The following is a 15,943-nucleotide window of genomic DNA, read 5'->3' on the forward strand; positions in this document are numbered from 1 at the left end:
GGTATTTGTGCCCCAAGTTTAAGGCGGGGCGCTTTAATCGGATGGGTTGGGTGGTTCATCGTCCAAGGGAACGGGTTCAAGCGGAAGCCGCGCGGCACGCGCCTCCCGTTCTGCAAAATCCAATCCATGCTTGACACAAAGCGCCTCGGCCTGCGCGCGCGTATCCTGCCCCTTGCGCACCAGCACCAGCAGGCAGGCGGTGAGCCAAAGGGCGGCAAGTCTTAAATGCGGATGGTTCGGCGCTTCGGCAAAAATCTCAACGCGAATCTCATTAGCTTCCTGCAAAGCCCCCAGCGCCTCGTCCGCCCGCCCCAGCTCCAGCGCCGTGCCGCCATAATTCATGGCATAGGTCGCCAGATCGCCGCGATCCGCCTGCGGCAGGGCGCGCAGGATCTGCAGCGCGCGGCCATAGGCCTGAAATTGCGCCCCCTTGCGCCCCTGCAAGCCGTGCAGATAGCCCAATTCATTCCACCAGTTCGACATCTCGGAGCTGTCTTCGCCAGATAGCTCTGCCCAGATCTCTTGCGCCTTGTCCAAGGCCCCCTCTGCCATGGCCTCGGCCCCTTCAGCCACCTGCCCCCCGGCCTCTATCCGCCGAAACCCAAGGTTTGCCTGCTGCATGTAACGTGTGGCCAAGTGCGCCCGGGCCTTCCCTGTGCGGTATTTCTCATCCAGCGCCACGGCCCGGTCGATATAATCCTGCGCCTCTGCAAATGCGCCGGTATCGGCCAGATTCAGCGCCAGATTGCCAAGGGCCGTTGGGATTTCCCGATCCTCCTCCCCCAGCCGCGCCTCTTTCAGCGTCAGCGATCCGCGCTTCGCGTCAATCGCCGCGGGCAGATCATGTTGGACGGACAGAAAAACCCCAGATTGGCCCAGCAAATAATCCATTGCCGCCCAGCCGGGTTTGCCCCAATCGCCCTGCCACAGCGGTGCCGCCGCGGCCCAAAGCGCCTGCACATGCGGCACCAACACGCGGCAGATGGGCCATGCATCAACCGGGCTGGCCTTTGCCGGAAACTGCGCCGCCAGCAGCGCCGCCGCACCATTCGCTTTGCTGAAACTCGGCTGCCCGTTTGCAGCCCCTTCGGCGCGAATTACCTGCTGGAACACGCGATGCATGCGAAACCATTCTTTGCGATCTGGATCCTCTTCCAGCAGTGCCGATGTCCGCAATTCGGAAAACGCGGCCCGCAGCCGCATTTCGTCCCGCGATACCCTCCAAATTCGTCTAGATATTGTTCGAACAAAGGGATGCTGGAATCTGGATAGCCACGGTAGCCCCACAAGATCACCAAATAGACGCATCTCAATGCGATCCGGTGCCAGCCAAGCCATGACATTCGCCAATGCCCGGGCGTCTTTGCCCAGTCCTTGCAAGGTCAGTTCGACCACTGCTGCGGTGGTGCGATCTTCTTGTGAGCTAACGCCCGGAATTTCCAAGCGCTCTTTTAGATGATCAATTTTTTTCAGGTAATCGCTGGCCGACCTTTGCGGATGCGTACGCAGCCATTCACCTGCGTGGACCAAGGCGAGTGGCAATCGATCCAAATCTTGAACCAGTTTCGGAAAACCAGTGCCGTCACGCCCAGCTTCAGACCGTAGTAGTTCCAAGGCTGCGCTATCACTCAAAACGCCCAGCGGCTTTGCCTCGAACCCGTCAGCCTGCCAATCGGGAAACCTGCTGGTGACGATCATATGCAAATGCCGCGCCCGTATCATCCAATCCAGCATCAGCTGGGGTTTTTCGACATTGTCAAAAATCAAAAGCCATGTGTTGCCTGCCGCACGTTCAGCAATCAAATCACGCGCATGTATCGCCAACGCTTTGGTTCCGGCAGATTCATCCAGTTCAGGTTGCAACCGTTTTGCCAAAGAAGCCAAATCAGCCATCAATTCCTGTTCGCTGGAAGCGCGCAGAAACTCGATGCGATCGTACTCTGCTACGTAGACCTTAGCGTAGTGCTTGGCCAAGGTCGTCTTTCCGACGCCTCCAATACCGGTCTGCACCGGTACGACCGCGCTTTTGCCTGTTTTTACCAATGCGGCACGAAGTTCAGCAACCGCCATGTCCCGGCCAAAAACCTTTCGGCGATTGGCAAGCTCCTCTGGTTTGAAGGCCTCAAGGATCGAACGCGCGCGCCGTTTGTTCAGAACGGCACGACTCCAAAGAAACAATCCGTAACAACCTGCGACAATGGCAATAATGCCCGCTGTCGAAGCGATGGGGGCCTTGGCGAATTCGGACACCAAGCTTTCAAGAAAGGAAAGCTGAGTGCTGAGGTCTGAGTTTACTTCACTTCGTGACGCCACTTTGGATCCAGACACTGATTAACTGACGACCCCACCAAACCACATCAACCCAAAGCTGTACAAACAAAAACCCCGCCACTTGGGCGGGGTCTCAGAGCGGGCTAAAGTGGCCCGGCGTTCATGCTTGGGTCAGGCCTCTTCGAGTTGGGCCATTACCTCGTCCGAGGCCTCAAAGTTGGTGGTCACGCGCTGCACGTCATCGTCGTCTTCCAGCGCATCGACCAGACGCATCAGCGATTGCATTCCGTCCAGATCCAGTTCGGTCGTGGTGGTCGGTTTCCAGATCAACTTGGTGGATTCGCTTTCCCCCAGCTCGGCCTCAAGCGCGGTGGACACCTCGTTCAGGTCGGTGTCCTCGCACAGAATGATATGCCCATCCTCGGTGCTTTCCACGTCCTCGGCGCCCGCCTCGATGGCGGCCATCATGACCGTGTCGGCGTCGCCCACACTCGCCGGATACAGGATCTCTCCCTTGCGCTCGAACATGAAGCCGACCGAGCCCGTCTCGCCAAGATTGCCACCATTCTTGGTGAAGGTGCTGCGCACGGTCGAAGCCGTCCGGTTGCGGTTGTCGGTCATGGCCTCAACGATGACGGCGACCCCATTGGGCCCATAGCCTTCGTAGCGGATTTCTTCGTAGTCTTCGCCCTCACCGCCAACCGCCTTCTTGATGGCGCGTTCGATGTTGTCCTTGGGCATGGACTGCCCCTTGGCTTCCTTAACCGCAAGGCGCAGGCGCGGGTTCTTGTCAGGATCAGGATCGCCCATCTTGGCTGCGATGGTGATTTCTTTGGAAAGCTTGGAAAAGATTTTGGCCCGCAGCTTGTCCTGACGGCCCTTGCGGTGCTGAATGTTTGCCCATTTTGAATGGCCGGCCATGGCGTCTTGCCTCTTGCGTCTGTTGGATTTGTCGCGTGTCGTCATAGCCCATGGCAGGCGGGCTTGCCAAGGCCAGCCGGCATCAGGGCCTTGGCAAACCGCACAGCATTTCATAAGCCCGGCCCATGGCACGCTTTTTATTGCTTCAATTGCGCCCCGAAACCGAGGCCAGCGACGACGAATACCAGGCCTTTCTGGACAAGGGCGGGTTGACGGAGACGCAGGTACATCGCATCCGGCTCGACCGTGAAACCCTGCCGGACGGATTGGACATCCAGACCTATGCCGGTGTCATGGTCGGGGGTGGACCGGGCTGCGTGTCAGACGCGCCCGATGCCAAGAGCCCTATTGAGGCCCGCATTGAAGCGGCGTGTCTGTCCCTCATGCCCGAGATTACGGAACAGGACATTCCATTCATGGGCTGCTGCTATGGCATCGGGATCCTCGGACATCACCTCGGCGCAGATGTGTCCAAGGCACGGTTTTCCGAACCGGTCAGCGCTGTAACCTGCATTAAAACGCAAGACGGCACCGAAGACCCACTGTTGTCGGACCTGCCCGAACAGTTTGATGCCTTTGTCGGCCACAAAGAAGCGCTTCAGCATCTGCCCGATGATACCGTACAGCTGCTGTCATCCGAACGCTGCCCAATGCAGATGATCCGCCACGGCCAAAACGTTTATGCCACGCAATTCCACCCCGAAGCCGACGCCGCCGGCTTCGAAACCCGGATCAACATCTACAAGGATCGCGGGTATTTCGAACCTGGCGAAACCCAAAGCCTGATCGAGATGTGCCGTGCTGCTGACGTGAGATGGCCGGAGAAAATACTGCAGGCCTTTGTGCAGCGCTATAAATAGGCAGCGAGATACAATCCCAGCAGCGCTGCCTTGTTTCTTTGTGCTGAAAATATCCCGGGGGTCTGGGGGCTGGCCCCCAGTCGGTCGGCGTGCCGCACGGCGCGCCGAACACAAAGCGGCTCCACGTTGCCCTCAACACGCATACCGCCCACCAAAAGAAAAACGGCGCCCGAAGCGGACGCCGTTTAAAATCTTTTCGACCTGACGCTTACTGCGCTTCGGTGATGAACTTTACCGCATCGCCAAAAGTCTGGATGGTCTCGGCTGCGTCATCGGGGATTTCGATGCCGAACTCTTCTTCGAAGGCCATGACCAGCTCGACGGTGTCGAGGCTGTCGGCGCCAAGATCGTCGATAAAGGACGCCTCAGGGGCAACCTTTTCTTCTTCGACGCTCAGGTGCTCGACCACAATCTTTTTCACGCGATCTGCGATGTCGCTCATGTCTTTTCCTCACTTTTGGCGGGCCTAGATGCCCAGTTCGCCTTTGCCCTTCCGGGGTGGCATTGCTTGCCCCGGACGGGGCGGCTTTGACCCGGGCGGCCGCCCGGACGTGACCCAGCGGCACTTTCCGCCCGGTCAAATCTGGGGGGCCTATAACACAGGCAGCGGGGATGGCAAATGCTTTCCCACGCCGCTGCGCAGCAAGGCCACGACCCGGATCTACAACATGGCCATGCCGCCGTTGACGTGCAAGGTCGTGCCCGTCAGGTAGCCAGCCTCGGCGCTGGACAGGAACAGGACCGCTGCCGCGATCTCTTCGGGTGTGCCCATACGCCCCGAAGGGATCTGGCCCAAAATTGCACCCTTCTGGTCATCATTCAGCTTGTCGGTCATGGCTGTCTCGATAAAGCCCGGCGCCACGGCATTGACGGTCACGCCCCGGCTGGCCACTTCGTAGGCCAGTGATTTCGACATGCCAACCATACCGGCCTTGGCCGCTGCGTAGTTGCCCTGCCCCGGATTGCCTGTCGCACCAACGACAGAGGAAATGTTGACGATGCGGCCCCAACGCGACTTCATCATCCCGCGCAGCACGCCTTTGCACAGCCGGAACGTCGAGGTCAGATTGACCTCAAGCACCTGAGACCATTCTTCTTCTGACATGCGCATGAACAGGTTATCGCGCGTAATGCCCGCGTTATTCACCAGAATATCGACCCCGCCCATGGCTTCAGCGGCTTGTTTGGGCAGAGCAGTCACCGCCTCGGCATCCGAAAGATTGCACGGGAGAACATGCGCCCGTTCCCCCAGTTCGGCAGCCAACGCTTCGAGCGGCTCAACCCGCGTCCCAGAGAGCCCGACCGTCGCACCAGCGCTATGCAGCGTCTTTGCAATGGCCCCGCCAATACCACCCGAAGCACCTGTGATCAGCGCTGTCTTTCCTGTCAGATCGAACATGACCCTCTCCTTTTTTGATTGTGCCTGCGCCTGCAAATCAGGGGCATGGCAAAAATTCTTGGTGTCGCGGATTACCCGGCGTTCATGGAATCCAGAGCGGCCTGAACGTCACCGGCGGTGCCGATGTTGCGTACCGCGGTTTCCTTGGCGATGCGGCGCACCATGCCGGACAGCGCCTTGCCTGCGCCGATTTCCCAGAATTCCGTGACACCCTGTGCGGCCATCCAGGTAACCGACTCGCGCCAGCGGACCGCGCCACAGATCTGATCGACCAGCAGTCCGCGAATCTCATCAGGATCGCTCACGGCCTCGGCCCGCACGTTTGAGACCACCGGCGCGGCTGGCACGGCAATTGCAACGTCGGCAAGCGCCGTTTTCATGGCTTCTGCGGCAGGTTCCATCAGGGCGCAGTGGAACGGTGCGCTGACAGGCAGCAGCAACGCACGCTTTGCGCCGGCTTCCTTGGCCAGAATCGTGGCGCGTTCGACCGCGGCCTTGTCCCCCGAGATCACGACCTGCGCGGGGTCGTTGTCGTTTGCAGCCTGGCAGACAGCCCCTTCGGCCGCCTGTTGCGCGACGGATCGCACCGCGTCGAGGTCCAGACCGAGGATCGCCGCCATGGCGCCCTGACCAACCGGAACAGCGGATTGCATTGCAAGGCCGCGGGCGCGCAGCAAACGGGCCGCATCACCGACACTGAAGGCGCCAGCGGCGGTCAGGGCCGAGTATTCGCCCAGCGAATGGCCTGCGACATAGGCCGCCTGAGCGATCCCAACACCTTCGGCCTCCAGCGCACGCATCGCGGCCATCGATGTCGCCATGAGCGCAGGCTGTGCGTTTTGTGTCAGGGTCAGGGTTTCAATGTCCCCCTCCCAGATCAAGTCGGACAGTTTTTCACCCAGCGCCTCATCCACCTCGTCAAAGACAGCCTGCGCTGCAGGATAGGCCTGCGCGAGATCGCGCCCCATACCGATGGTCTGGGCGCCCTGCCCGGGAAAAATGAATGCACGCTTCATGCCGATGGCTCCGTCGTCTTGGGTCTTTCGTTGGGCAGAACCCCTACAACCCACAATCGGATCGCGCAACGGTGCACGCAGCCAGACAGCCAACTCATCGCGAAATCAGAGGGCCCCTGGCGATTTGTGTGATAAGGCTGTCAGGCTGGTCGCCGCCTAGAGAGTGCCGCCCTTGCCGAATACAAGACAGCACATTCCGCAGATCAGCATGAACAGGGAAACCCCCATTTTGATCAGAGCGAAATCAGCCGAATTGCCCACTCCCGGCACAAGCCAGAGGCCAAATGCTGCGGACACGAGGGCAAATCCCATCAAAAGGCAAACAATGCGGACAATCACGCCGGCGCCGGACTTGGGGCTTGTGGCCGGGATTCCAGCCCTGCTGAAATCTATGCTGCTGGTTCCGCGCATTGTATTTGCCTCGACTAAAATCTGTTGCCCGCAAACTCACGTGGCAAACAGGCACAAATACGGCGGCATCTGGGAAATGATGCGAAACCTCTTCAAACGCGGCCGCACCCTTGATCCTGCGGCCAAAGCCTGTATAGAGCCGCTACCTTTCGCGCATTTAATCTGAACCGCGCAGTCTCTCGTGGGTGGGAGCGAAAGGGAAAGCCCGCCCTTTGAAATGCGCCTTGATAGAAATGGAGCACACATGCCGCTTTATGAGCATGTCATGATCGCGCGTCAGGATCTTTCCAACGCGCAGGCCGAAGGCCTTGTCGAACACTTCAGCACAGTTCTTGCGGACAACGGCGGTAAGCTGGTTGAATCCGAGTACTGGGGCGTGAAGACCATGGCCTACAAGATCAACAAGAACCGCAAGGGTCACTACGCGTTTCTGAAGACCGATGCGTCGTCCGAAGCTGTTCAGGAAATGGAGCGTCTGATGCGCCTGCATGACGATGTCATGCGCGTTCTGACCATCAAGGTCGACGCCCACGAAGAAGGTCCATCGGTTCAGATGCAAAAGCGTGACGAGCGTGGCGATCGCCGCGAGCGCCGCAACTAATCGCTTTAAGAAGAGGAGTTAAACCATGGCTGCAAAACCGTTTTTCCGCCGCCGCAAGGTCTGCCCCTTCTCGGGCGACAATGCACCCAAGATCGACTACAAAGACACAAAGCTGCTTCAGCGCTACATCTCTGAGCGCGGCAAGATTGTGCCTTCTCGTATCACCGCCGTCTCGGCAAAGAAGCAGCGTGAACTGGCCCGTGCCATCAAACGCGCTCGTTTCCTCGCCCTGCTGCCCTACGCCGTGAAATAAGGAGCCAATGCAATGCAAGTGATCCTTTTGGAACGTGTGGCCAAGCTGGGCCAAATGGGCGACGTCGTTGACGTCAAAGCGGGCTATGCGCGCAACTTCCTGCTGCTGCAGGGCAAAGCGCTGACAGCCAGCAAAGAGAACATCGCCCAGTTCGAAGCGCAGAAAGCTCAGCTTGAAGCGCGCAACCTGGAAACCCGCAAGGAAGCCGAAGCGCTGGGTGAAAAGCTGGATGGCCAGCAGTTCATCGTGATTCGTCAGGCATCCGATGGCGGCAACCTCTACGGTTCGGTCACAACGCGTGACGCCGCCGAAGTTGCAACCGAGGAAGGTTTCTCTCTCGACCGCAAGCAGGTCATCATCCGCGCGCCCATCAAAGAACTGGGCCTGCACGAAGTCGAGGTGCACCTGCACCCCGAAGTCATGGTGACCATCGCGCTGAACGTAGCTCGTTCGCCTGAAGAAGCCGAGCTGCAGGCATCCGGCAAGTCCATTCAGGAACTTGCGGCAGAAGAAGAAGCGCAGGCGGAATTCGAGATTGCCGAACTGTTCGACGATATCGGCTCTGCTGCCATCGACGATGACGACGCCCCTGCCGAGCAGGAAGCGGCGCCCGCCGAGGCCGGAGAAGAAAACGAAGACTAATTTTTTAGTTCTTCAATATGTGCTAGAAACGCGCGACCACACCGGTCGCGCGTTTTTTTTGACTAGCACTCAACCGAAGGTAATGAATTTTTTTTCCTTCAATTCCCATTGCTTAGTTCGAAAAATTCGTGCGATATTAACGTTTGTTGGCGTCAAAAAGTTAATAGGTAAAAAAGACCATGCAAGAGATGGATCAACTGGTCGGCAAACGGATCAAGACACGCAGACAGGCATTGGGAATGACGCAAACGGAACTGGCTACAGCCATCGACGTGCGCTTCCAACAAGTTCAAAAATACGAAAACGGACAAAACAGAGTTGCTGCCTCACGGCTTTGGCAAATCTCTCAGGCGATGAATGTCCCGGTTTCCTACTTCTTCGAAGATAGCCCGGAAACACCGCAACCCTTCGAAAATACCGGAGTTGCGCCGCGCAAGAAACGTGAATTGATCGACTTGTTCACGGCTCTGTCCGCACCCCAGCAAACCGCGGTTTTGTCTTTCTTACGTTCTGTCAGCGACTGAGCGCTCAGGTTTCTATTCTTTTGTTTTCAACGGCTTCAGCCGTCCTATAGCTGTTTTTTTTACAGGGCGCTTCAACACTTGGACACAACCCTATTTGACTAAGCCATGAAAAAAGCCGCCCCTTTCAGGGCGGCTTTGTTTGTTAGATCGACCTGAACGGTCAGACGATTATTCTTCGTCCAGTTCCTCGACCGCCTTCTGCAGCTCGTCCTTGGATACCTCTTTTTCGGTAACCTGAGCGCCTTCGGCGATGTGATCGATAACCTTGTCTTCGAAGATCGGAGCGCGCATCTGCTGCTGCATCTGTGCGTTCTGACGAACAAAATCGAAGAACGCCCGCTCTTGGCCAGGGTACTGACGCGCCTGGTTCATGATGGCCTGCGTCATCTCGGCTTCGGTCACTTCGATTTCAGCTTTCTGACCCAGTTCTGCCAGCAGCAGACCCAGACGAACGCGGCGTTCGGCCAGCTTGGTGTGCTCTTCGGTTGGCTCAACCTCGGGGTGGTCGTGTCCTTCCACCTCTGGGTTTTCCTCGTGCCACAGCTGATGGGCAATCTGCTTGGCTTCGGCGTCAACCAGAGTTGGCGGCAGTTCAAAGCTGACAAGATCGTCAAGGCTGTCCAGAACCGTACGCTTCATCACCGCGCGTGCGGCGCCAGTGTACTCGGACTCGAGACGCTCGCGCAGCTGGCCTTTCAGCGCATCGAGATCTTCGGCGCCGAACTTCTGCGCCATTTCATCGTTGATCTCGGCTGCGACCGGCTCTTTCACGGCTTTGACGGTTACGTCAAATACAGCGTCCTTACCGGCCAGGTTTTCTGCGCCGTACTCTTCTGGGAACTTGACCTCAACGGCCTTTTCCTCGCCCGCTTTCACGCCAACCAGCTGATCTTCGAAGCCTGGGATGAAAGAGTTGGAGCCCAAAGCCAGCGGGTAATCCTCGGCAGAGCCGCCTTCGAATGCTTCGCCGTCAACCTTGCCTACGAAATCGATGACAACCTGATCGCCGTCTTTGGCCTTGGAGCCTTTCTTGCGATCCTTGAAGTCCTGCGCGGTTTCGGCCAGCGACGCCAGCGCTTCGTCGACGGATGCATCGTCTGCTTTGACAACCATCTTTTCGATCTTCAGACCGCTGAGATCCACTTCCGGGATCTCTGGCAGCGCTTCGTAGGACATGTCGACCTGAACGTCGTCACCTTCTTTCCAATCCTCGTTGGTCATCTTGGCCTCGGGCTGGAGCGCCGGACGATCCCCGGACTTTTCAAAGTGCTCGTTCATGGCACCGTCGATGGCTTCCTGCATCGACTCGCCCAGCAGGCGCTGGCCAAACTGCTTTTTAAGGATCGGCATGGGCACCTTGCCCTTGCGGAATCCCTTCATTTCAATTTCAGGCTGCGCTTCGGCCAGCTTTTCGTTGACCTTGGCTTCCAGCTCCGCCGCAGAGACGGTGATAGAGTAGCCGCGCTTGAGACCTTCGTTCAGTGTTTCGGTGACCTGCATGTCGTCCTTATCCATTGCATTAGGGCCGCAGAGGCGTCCGCGGCGGTCAAAATCCAAGGCGTGATACGGGTGCAATAGCCAAGCTGCAAGCAGTATTCGCAGGCGATCCGGTCAAAACTGGATTGTTTTTGATGTCAGGTATGATTCCCGAAGGTCGCGTCAGGCGTTTTCGCTGAGCCGCTGTTCGATTTCCTGCAAAGTCCGATCGACGACATTCGTGACGCGGGCCATGTCCGACGCGCTGACACTGCTTTGCTGGCGCAACTGGACTTCAAGTTCTGCAACCACATCAAAAGTCTGCTCAGCGCCAAATATGCTGCTGGGCCCCTGCGTCCGGTGAATTTGTTCAACCATTGCTGATGGATCGCTACTGTTATGCAATTTGTCCAAGGTTGCCCGTAGCCCCGAGAAATGCTCACGACACTGCGAAAGCAATTCATCGCGACCAAAAAGGTCCTCTGCCATTTCGAAAGTGTCGAGGTCCAAAACTGTCTGTTCGTCGGTCATAGCATTCTCCCAACCCTAACAAAGCATTGTTAGTGCTAATGTAAACTACCCAAAAGCATAGCCCCGATACCCCTTGGTTTTAGCGCTTGGGGCATGCGAATTGTTCCGCCCGTTTCGGGTTCTCATAGCCGTATCCTTTGTGCCAATACATCGGCGGAAGCGTATATATGAAGGCCCCTGATATGCCACGATCTCTAATGCTAATAGACGACCATCACATGGTTCTTGATGGCTTGCGACGATACCTCGCGTCGATTGACGACGTGGATATCCTGGCGGTTTCGAGCGTCGATGAGGCTTTGGATTCGATGCGAGCCAAAGGTCCTTTTGACTTGATTCTGGCTGATCTGCACATGCCTGACGCACATGGTTTTGACTGGCTGGCCCAAATTGCGATGGCAAATCGCCAGAACCCAGTCGCCGTCCTGTCTGGATCGACCTCATACCATGATGTTGTGGTGGCGCAGTCTGTGGGGGCCTGCTGCTTTATCCGCAAGAATACACCGGCCCGCCGGATCGTGGAATTGACTGAAATGCTCTTGGATAACCCCGACCAGATCCCAGACGAAATTAAAATGGAAAACCTCAGTGACATTCCGCCAACGCTGGCTGGACGTCTGTCCGCCGAACAATGCGAGACCCTCGTGATGGTCGCTCAGGGCATGAGCAACGCAGAGATTTCCAACCGGATGGGCGTAACGGTGTCACGGGTCTCGGAGCAACTGCGGTCAATCTACAAGAAGCTGGGCGTCAAAAGCAGAATGCAAGCCAGCGCTCTGTTGATGGAAGCCAGCGTCTAAGAACGCAGTTCAAAAATACCAGAAAACTGCCGGCTCGACCGGCAGTTTTTTATTTCGGCGTTTAAACTGAACTGAAAGTCAGGCCGCCTGTTTCAACGAACGCGGCACACTGTCCGCCCTTACGCCAAAGAACCCAATGCGCCATTTGACTTCGAGTGTGGTCAACTGCGCAAGGTTGGAAACCGTTTCAGCCTTGCGCGCCAAGCCGTCCGTTTGACCAGCCCTGAGCATGAACTCAAGATGTTGGAGATTGGTCATAAGTGCCTTGGCGCCAAAGACGCCACACGGTCCGATACCCCGGTGCAGCTTGGTGGCCCACACTGTGAATGAGGGCGCACAATTCGCCGTTCTCATGCTGTTCAGGTCTTTCTGGATTAATCGGAATGCCGCGCAGCTTTCGCGGCGGACGGCTCTGTGGCCGAACATGGCAACCGAATCCATAAAGACGGCCCAATCCAACAGCTCTGGTTGTCTGATCATCAAATCTGCCTCGATATTTTGTCTTTTTTTTCAGAGCTATCGAGATGCGAATACCGGCTCCACTACACAAATGGATAGGTATTTGGCTTTTCAGGATAGCCCGCGTTTACGCAGTGAATAGGTGCGTTTACTACCTCAAGGTAATTGGGTGTTGGGGCATCGCTGCGATCATGTGAAAAGTGGCGAATCCCGAGGTTTGAAAGGACAGGTCATGTTTCGACGCGTAGTTATCGGTGCTGCCGTGGCGATCTCTTTGCTCGGAAGCGCCGCGCTTTCGTGCGAGCTGAGCTTGGGAGTCGTTCCTCAATTCGAACACCGCCGTATTCTGGCTGCGTGGACCCCGGTCATCGAACGACTGGAAACAGCGACGGGTTGCACCGTCCGGCTCCGTGCCTCTCGCAGCATTCCGGAATTCGAAGACGAATTCCAATCCGGAAGCTTCGACATCGTGTACATGAACCCGTTTCATGCTGTCATGGCGCATGATGAACAGAATTATCTTCCTATCATCCGTTCCGGTGCCCGTAAGTTGCAGGGCATTCTTGTCGTGGCCGCGGACTCAGAGTTTCAGGACGTGAAGGATCTCGATGGTCAGGAGCTGGCCTTCCCTTCACCCAACGCGCTTGGCGCTTCGCTGTTGATGCGTGCGGAACTGACAGAGAGTGTTGGGATCTCTTACACCACTCGCTACGTCGGCACGCATACCTCTGTGTACCTCAACGTCTACAAACAGCTGGTCGCAGCTGGAGGCGGCGTTCAACGGTCGCTCAGCACGCAGGACCCTGCCCTGTCAGAAGGTCTGCGGGTCATATACAGAACACAGCAGGTTCCGGCGCACCCAATCGCGATACACCCAAGGGTCGGATCAGACCATGTGGCCAAGATTACGGCAGAGATTTTGAAGATCGGCGCAGAGAACCCAGAACTGCTTGAGCGTATCCCGCTCAAACAGCCGATTGAAACGAACATTGATGAATACGCTGCCTTGCGCGACATGGGCCTCGAAAAGTTCCGCGAATAATGGATGTCTGAATGATCGGCCTCACGAGCCTTCGCTGCAGAACTCTGATCTTTTTGTTCACGCTGTTCTGCCTGATCTTGGGCGCCACGGCGTTTGTATTTGTGCCCCGAAAAATCGAGAATTCGGTTGCGCAGGCTATGGCCACGGTCGAGCCGGTCATCGAAGTCACGGTCGAAGGACTAGTTCCAATGCTGGTCGGCGGCGAGCTGGCGAATGTCTATGACCAGCTTGATCTGATCAGGGAACGTCTGCCGATCATTCAGGAAATCGTCCTGACGGACGATCTTGGCCGCTCCCTCTATCCGCTGTTCGAACCAGCAGAAATGCCATCCGGCAAGCGCATCGAGATCCAGACCTATCAGATCGGAGGCAAGAATGCTCGACTGGGCACCATTCAACTGGCTCTAGACCTGAACGTGATCGCTGACCCGATTATTCAGGAAGCGACAAATCAGCTCTTGCTGATCTTTGGCGTCATGCTCTTTGTCACGTTCATCACGTACTTTCTGGCGGAACGGGAATTGTTGACGCCGATCCAGCGCCTGACCTCGATGATGGATGCGACGGCCCTGGGGATCGACGACAGCGAAGTGGCCCGGCCCAAAATGCATTCGTATGAGCTCGAGACACTGGCAGACAGTTTTGAACGTGCCCGTTGGGAGCTGAGGGCTTCGGCAGAGCAACTCAAGACCGCAAGGGACGAGGCCGAGAAGGCAAACAAGGCCAAGACCGATTTTCTGGCCAACATGAGTCACGAGTTGCGCACACCCTTGTCCGGCGTGTTGGGCATCACGGAAGTGCTGGTTTCAGAAAACCACGACCCGAGAACGAAGGAACTGCTGAGCTCTGTGCATGGCGCGGGTGAACGATTGCTGCATCACCTCAACCAGATCCTTGACCTGACCCGGATCGAAACTGGTGAAATGCGGTATTTCGGCGAAAGCTTCAGCGTTTCGGGGCTGGTGCATGAGATCACGGGCCTGTTCAAGCAGACGGCCAAGGCAAAGGGCATTTATCTCAAACACGACAGCACGGTCGATGTGGAAACCGTTACCACCGACAAGGAAAAGCTGGCGCAGGTCCTGACAAATCTGGTGAACAACGCCATCAAATTTACAGAAACAGGCGGTGTGACCATCAGCACCGCACTTGAGAGCCGAGACGGGCGAACCGGGTTAATCGTTTCTGTCACCGATACAGGCATCGGCATTTCTGACGATCACCTCGAGACCATCTTTGAAAAGTTCAATCAAGGCGATTCAAGCACCACGAGACGGTACGGAGGCTCGGGCTTGGGGCTGACCATCTGTCAAAGTTTGGTCACGTTTCTGGACGGTGAAATATCCGCCAAGAGCGGCGCACAGGGCGGCACAACTATGTCCGTCTGGCTACCAGTCAAACTGCAGGCAAAGCCAACCAAGACCCGCAAGGACCGTGCCGCGCCAACGCAGTTGGAAGAGGCGTTCAAGCAGCTCAAGATCCTTGTGGTTGACGATGAACCCATCAACCGGCTGCACGCCGAAAAACTGCTGGAAAAGCACGGCCTGACAGACGTCACCTTGGTGGAGGACGGTCATCAGGCGGTCCGCAGAGCCACCGCAGACAAATACGATGTCATTTTGATGGATTGTCACATGCCAAATCTGGACGGGTTGGAGGCAACAGAACTGATCCGCAAGCAGGAACAGACGCTACGCAACACGCCCGCGTATATCATCGGGTTCACTGCGAACATCATGCCTGGCGTGAAGGAAAACTGCCTCGACGTGGGAATGAACGATATGATGACCAAACCACTGTCGATCAAAAAACTGCACGCCGCCCTGACCCGCTTTTCCGATCATCAAAACGTAAAAGCATCCTGACGGGCAGTCGGCGCAACGCCAACGATCGCTGTCAAAGACCGGAAATCAGTGGTGCGGGTGGAGGGACTTGAACCCCCACGCCTTGCGGCGCCAGAACCTAAATCTGGTGCGTCTACCAATTTCGCCACACCCGCACGTCTCCGGACATTCGCAAATCAGTCCGGACAGGAGGCTGATTATCAAAGCTTTTCGGACAGTGCGAGAGGAAAATTATGGTGCAACAGTGTCAGGGTTTTCCTCATTATGGGCGCGACATTCACCTTTTTTTGCCATATTGTGATGCAAAAAAACTGAGGCAGAACATACAAAAGGAAGAACCTGCAATGGAATTCCAGCAGATTTCCCGCGCCGATGGTGCGCGTCGTGTCAACGAAACGACCGCCCAAAATGCTCTTGCAGCCGGAACAGTTGTTCTGACGCTTGATGGCGCACTCCCCGTCGAATTCATCAACGAAGGTGATCGTGTAATCACCCGCGACAGCGGCATGGCCGTTGTGCGCAAGGTACGCCGCACCACGCAGCGTTCAAAGGCGATCGCAATCAAGGCAGGCTCGCTGGGTAACAACCGCCCAGACCGCGATGCCGTTCTGCCCGCAAATCAGGAAATTCTGGTCCGCGACTGGCGCGCCGAAGCTTTGTTCGGTGCCTCTCAGGCGCTGGTATCTGCATCGCGGCTCGTGGATGGCGAATTTGTTCGCGATCTTGGAACGCGCGAAATCGACATGATCGAACTGATCTTTGACACGCCGCATATTCTTTATGCCGACGGCCTGGAGGTCGCATCGGCAACCGCTGAAACAGCATCCTCGGACACACAGGACGCGATCGCAGCATAAAAAACAAACAGTCGCTGAGGCAAATGGACAGGTTCT

18 protein-coding genes and 1 tRNA gene are annotated in these 15,943 nt (G+C 56.8%); 10 read left to right on the plus strand and 9 right to left on the minus strand.

Annotated features, from left to right (window positions below; genetic code table 11):
• Window positions 1–33 precede the first annotated feature (33 nt).
• On the minus strand, window positions 34–2,250 hold the full coding sequence (locus PFY00_RS08280) for a DUF7779 domain-containing protein (RefSeq protein WP_271432064.1): 2,217 nt from the start codon (window positions 2,248–2,250) through the stop codon (window positions 34–36).
• A gap of 192 nt (window positions 2,251–2,442) precedes the next feature.
• The gene (locus PFY00_RS08285; RefSeq protein ID WP_271432065.1) at window positions 2,443–3,192 is read right to left on the minus strand and encodes a YebC/PmpR family DNA-binding transcriptional regulator; all 750 of its coding nucleotides are present in this window, start codon (window positions 3,190–3,192) and stop codon (window positions 2,443–2,445) included.
• A gap of 125 nt (window positions 3,193–3,317) precedes the next feature.
• Between PFY00_RS08285 and PFY00_RS08290 the strand changes: the two genes are divergently transcribed.
• Window positions 3,318–4,052, plus strand: coding sequence for a glutamine amidotransferase (locus tag PFY00_RS08290; RefSeq protein WP_271432066.1), 735 nt, complete (start codon window positions 3,318–3,320; stop codon window positions 4,050–4,052).
• A 208-nt stretch (window positions 4,053–4,260) separates the two neighbouring features.
• Here PFY00_RS08290 and PFY00_RS08295 read toward each other — a convergent pair whose 3' ends face one another.
• The 3 genes from PFY00_RS08295 to fabD form a co-directional block, all read right to left on the minus strand.
• A complete protein-coding gene (locus PFY00_RS08295; protein WP_271432067.1) occupies window positions 4,261–4,494 on the minus strand; it encodes an acyl carrier protein in 234 nt (77 codons plus the stop codon).
• A gap of 219 nt (window positions 4,495–4,713) precedes the next feature.
• On the minus strand, window positions 4,714–5,451 hold the full coding sequence (gene fabG / locus PFY00_RS08300) for a 3-oxoacyl-ACP reductase FabG (protein ID WP_271432068.1): 738 nt from the start codon (window positions 5,449–5,451) through the stop codon (window positions 4,714–4,716).
• 71 nt (window positions 5,452–5,522) lie between these two features.
• Window positions 5,523–6,467, minus strand: coding sequence for an ACP S-malonyltransferase (gene fabD / locus PFY00_RS08305; RefSeq protein WP_271432069.1), 945 nt, complete (start codon window positions 6,465–6,467; stop codon window positions 5,523–5,525).
• A 208-nt stretch (window positions 6,468–6,675) separates the two neighbouring features.
• On the opposite strand from fabD, the gene PFY00_RS08310 reads away from it, so the two are divergent.
• The 5 genes from PFY00_RS08310 to PFY00_RS08330 all read left to right on the plus strand — a co-directional run bounded on the left by PFY00_RS08310 (window position 6,676) and on the right by PFY00_RS08330 (window position 8,898).
• Window positions 6,676–7,044 (plus strand): hypothetical protein, encoded by a 369-nt coding sequence (locus PFY00_RS08310; protein WP_271432070.1) that lies wholly within the window; start codon window positions 6,676–6,678, stop codon window positions 7,042–7,044.
• A 78-nt stretch (window positions 7,045–7,122) separates the two neighbouring features.
• On the plus strand, window positions 7,123–7,479 hold the full coding sequence (gene rpsF, locus PFY00_RS08315) for a 30S ribosomal protein S6 (protein ID WP_271432071.1): 357 nt from the start codon (window positions 7,123–7,125) through the stop codon (window positions 7,477–7,479).
• Between the two features lie 25 nt (window positions 7,480–7,504).
• The gene (rpsR, locus tag PFY00_RS08320; RefSeq protein ID WP_008328567.1) at window positions 7,505–7,732 is read left to right on the plus strand and encodes a 30S ribosomal protein S18; all 228 of its coding nucleotides are present in this window, start codon (window positions 7,505–7,507) and stop codon (window positions 7,730–7,732) included.
• A gap of 12 nt (window positions 7,733–7,744) precedes the next feature.
• Window positions 7,745–8,374 (plus strand): 50S ribosomal protein L9, encoded by a 630-nt coding sequence (gene rplI / locus PFY00_RS08325; RefSeq protein ID WP_271432072.1) that lies wholly within the window; start codon window positions 7,745–7,747, stop codon window positions 8,372–8,374.
• A 179-nt stretch (window positions 8,375–8,553) separates the two neighbouring features.
• A complete protein-coding gene (locus PFY00_RS08330) occupies window positions 8,554–8,898 on the plus strand; it encodes a helix-turn-helix domain-containing protein (protein ID WP_271432073.1) in 345 nt (114 codons plus the stop codon).
• A 168-nt stretch (window positions 8,899–9,066) separates the two neighbouring features.
• On the opposite strand, the gene tig is transcribed toward PFY00_RS08330, so the two are convergent.
• Together tig and PFY00_RS08340 are read right to left on the minus strand one after the other, a co-directional pair.
• Window positions 9,067–10,398: a trigger factor gene (gene tig / locus PFY00_RS08335; RefSeq protein WP_271432223.1), complete on the minus strand. Its 1,332-nt coding sequence runs from the start codon at window positions 10,396–10,398 to the stop codon at window positions 9,067–9,069.
• Window positions 10,399–10,557: 159 nt separating this feature from the next.
• Window positions 10,558–10,905 carry an Hpt domain-containing protein gene (locus tag PFY00_RS08340; RefSeq protein ID WP_271432074.1) on the minus strand — a complete coding sequence of 116 codons (348 nt, stop codon included), beginning with the start codon at window positions 10,903–10,905 and terminating at the stop codon, window positions 10,558–10,560.
• Window positions 10,906–11,087: 182 nt separating this feature from the next.
• On the opposite strand from PFY00_RS08340, the gene PFY00_RS08345 reads away from it, so the two are divergent.
• Window positions 11,088–11,705 (plus strand): response regulator transcription factor, encoded by a 618-nt coding sequence (locus PFY00_RS08345; protein ID WP_271432075.1) that lies wholly within the window; start codon window positions 11,088–11,090, stop codon window positions 11,703–11,705.
• A 78-nt stretch (window positions 11,706–11,783) separates the two neighbouring features.
• Here the strand turns inward: PFY00_RS08345 and PFY00_RS08350 are convergent, their stop codons facing one another.
• On the minus strand, window positions 11,784–11,963 hold the full coding sequence (locus tag PFY00_RS08350) for a hypothetical protein (RefSeq protein WP_271432076.1): 180 nt from the start codon (window positions 11,961–11,963) through the stop codon (window positions 11,784–11,786).
• Window positions 11,964–12,396: 433 nt separating this feature from the next.
• Here PFY00_RS08350 and PFY00_RS08355 point away from each other — a divergent pair, with 433 nt between their 5' ends.
• Together PFY00_RS08355 and PFY00_RS08360 are read left to right on the plus strand one after the other, a co-directional pair.
• On the plus strand, window positions 12,397–13,206 hold the full coding sequence (locus tag PFY00_RS08355) for a phosphate/phosphite/phosphonate ABC transporter substrate-binding protein (protein ID WP_271432077.1): 810 nt from the start codon (window positions 12,397–12,399) through the stop codon (window positions 13,204–13,206).
• An 11-nt stretch (window positions 13,207–13,217) separates the two neighbouring features.
• Complete coding sequence (locus PFY00_RS08360) at window positions 13,218–15,071, plus strand: hybrid sensor histidine kinase/response regulator (RefSeq protein ID WP_271432078.1); 1,854 nt, start codon at window positions 13,218–13,220, stop codon at window positions 15,069–15,071.
• Window positions 15,072–15,120: 49 nt separating this feature from the next.
• Here the strand turns inward: PFY00_RS08360 and PFY00_RS08365 are convergent.
• Window positions 15,121–15,205, minus strand: a tRNA-Leu gene (locus PFY00_RS08365).
• 189 nt (window positions 15,206–15,394) lie between these two features.
• Between PFY00_RS08365 and PFY00_RS08370 the strand changes: the two genes are divergently transcribed.
• A complete protein-coding gene (locus PFY00_RS08370; RefSeq protein WP_271432079.1) occupies window positions 15,395–15,907 on the plus strand; it encodes a Hint domain-containing protein in 513 nt (170 codons plus the stop codon).
• Window positions 15,908–15,943: the final 36 nt, after the last annotated feature.

Origin of the sequence: Thalassococcus lentus (genome assembly GCF_028023555.1) — a bacterium.
GTDB lineage: Bacteria > Pseudomonadota > Alphaproteobacteria > Rhodobacterales > Rhodobacteraceae > Thalassococcus_A > Thalassococcus_A lentus.

Excerpts from the sequence above, each read along its gene's own strand:
- rpsF (WP_271432071.1), top strand. The coding sequence starts at position 7,123 with ATGCCGCTTTATGAGCATGTCATGATCGCGCGTCAGGATCTTTCCAAC.
- rpsR (WP_008328567.1), top strand. The coding sequence starts at position 7,505 with ATGGCTGCAAAACCGTTTTTCCGCCGCCGCAAGGTCTGCCCCTTCTCG.
- rplI (WP_271432072.1), top strand. The coding sequence starts at position 7,745 with ATGCAAGTGATCCTTTTGGAACGTGTGGCCAAGCTGGGCCAAATGGGC.
- tig (WP_271432223.1), bottom strand. The coding sequence starts at position 10,398 with ATGCAGGTCACCGAAACACTGAACGAAGGTCTCAAGCGCGGCTACTCT.
- PFY00_RS08345 (WP_271432075.1), top strand. The coding sequence starts at position 11,088 with ATGCCACGATCTCTAATGCTAATAGACGACCATCACATGGTTCTTGAT.
- PFY00_RS08330 (WP_271432073.1), top strand. The coding sequence starts at position 8,554 with ATGCAAGAGATGGATCAACTGGTCGGCAAACGGATCAAGACACGCAGA.
- PFY00_RS08370 (WP_271432079.1), top strand. The coding sequence starts at position 15,395 with ATGGAATTCCAGCAGATTTCCCGCGCCGATGGTGCGCGTCGTGTCAAC.
- PFY00_RS08355 (WP_271432077.1), top strand. The coding sequence starts at position 12,397 with ATGTTTCGACGCGTAGTTATCGGTGCTGCCGTGGCGATCTCTTTGCTC.
- PFY00_RS08360 (WP_271432078.1), top strand. The coding sequence starts at position 13,218 with ATGATCGGCCTCACGAGCCTTCGCTGCAGAACTCTGATCTTTTTGTTC.
- PFY00_RS08310 (WP_271432070.1), top strand. The coding sequence starts at position 6,676 with ATGAACAGGGAAACCCCCATTTTGATCAGAGCGAAATCAGCCGAATTG.
- fabD (WP_271432069.1), bottom strand. The coding sequence starts at position 6,467 with ATGAAGCGTGCATTCATTTTTCCCGGGCAGGGCGCCCAGACCATCGGT.
- PFY00_RS08350 (WP_271432076.1), bottom strand. The coding sequence starts at position 11,963 with ATGACCAATCTCCAACATCTTGAGTTCATGCTCAGGGCTGGTCAAACG.
- PFY00_RS08295 (WP_271432067.1), bottom strand. The coding sequence starts at position 4,494 with ATGAGCGACATCGCAGATCGCGTGAAAAAGATTGTGGTCGAGCACCTG.
- PFY00_RS08340 (WP_271432074.1), bottom strand. The coding sequence starts at position 10,905 with ATGACCGACGAACAGACAGTTTTGGACCTCGACACTTTCGAAATGGCA.
- PFY00_RS08290 (WP_271432066.1), top strand. The coding sequence starts at position 3,318 with ATGGCACGCTTTTTATTGCTTCAATTGCGCCCCGAAACCGAGGCCAGC.
- PFY00_RS08285 (WP_271432065.1), bottom strand. The coding sequence starts at position 3,192 with ATGGCCGGCCATTCAAAATGGGCAAACATTCAGCACCGCAAGGGCCGT.
- fabG (WP_271432068.1), bottom strand. The coding sequence starts at position 5,451 with ATGTTCGATCTGACAGGAAAGACAGCGCTGATCACAGGTGCTTCGGGT.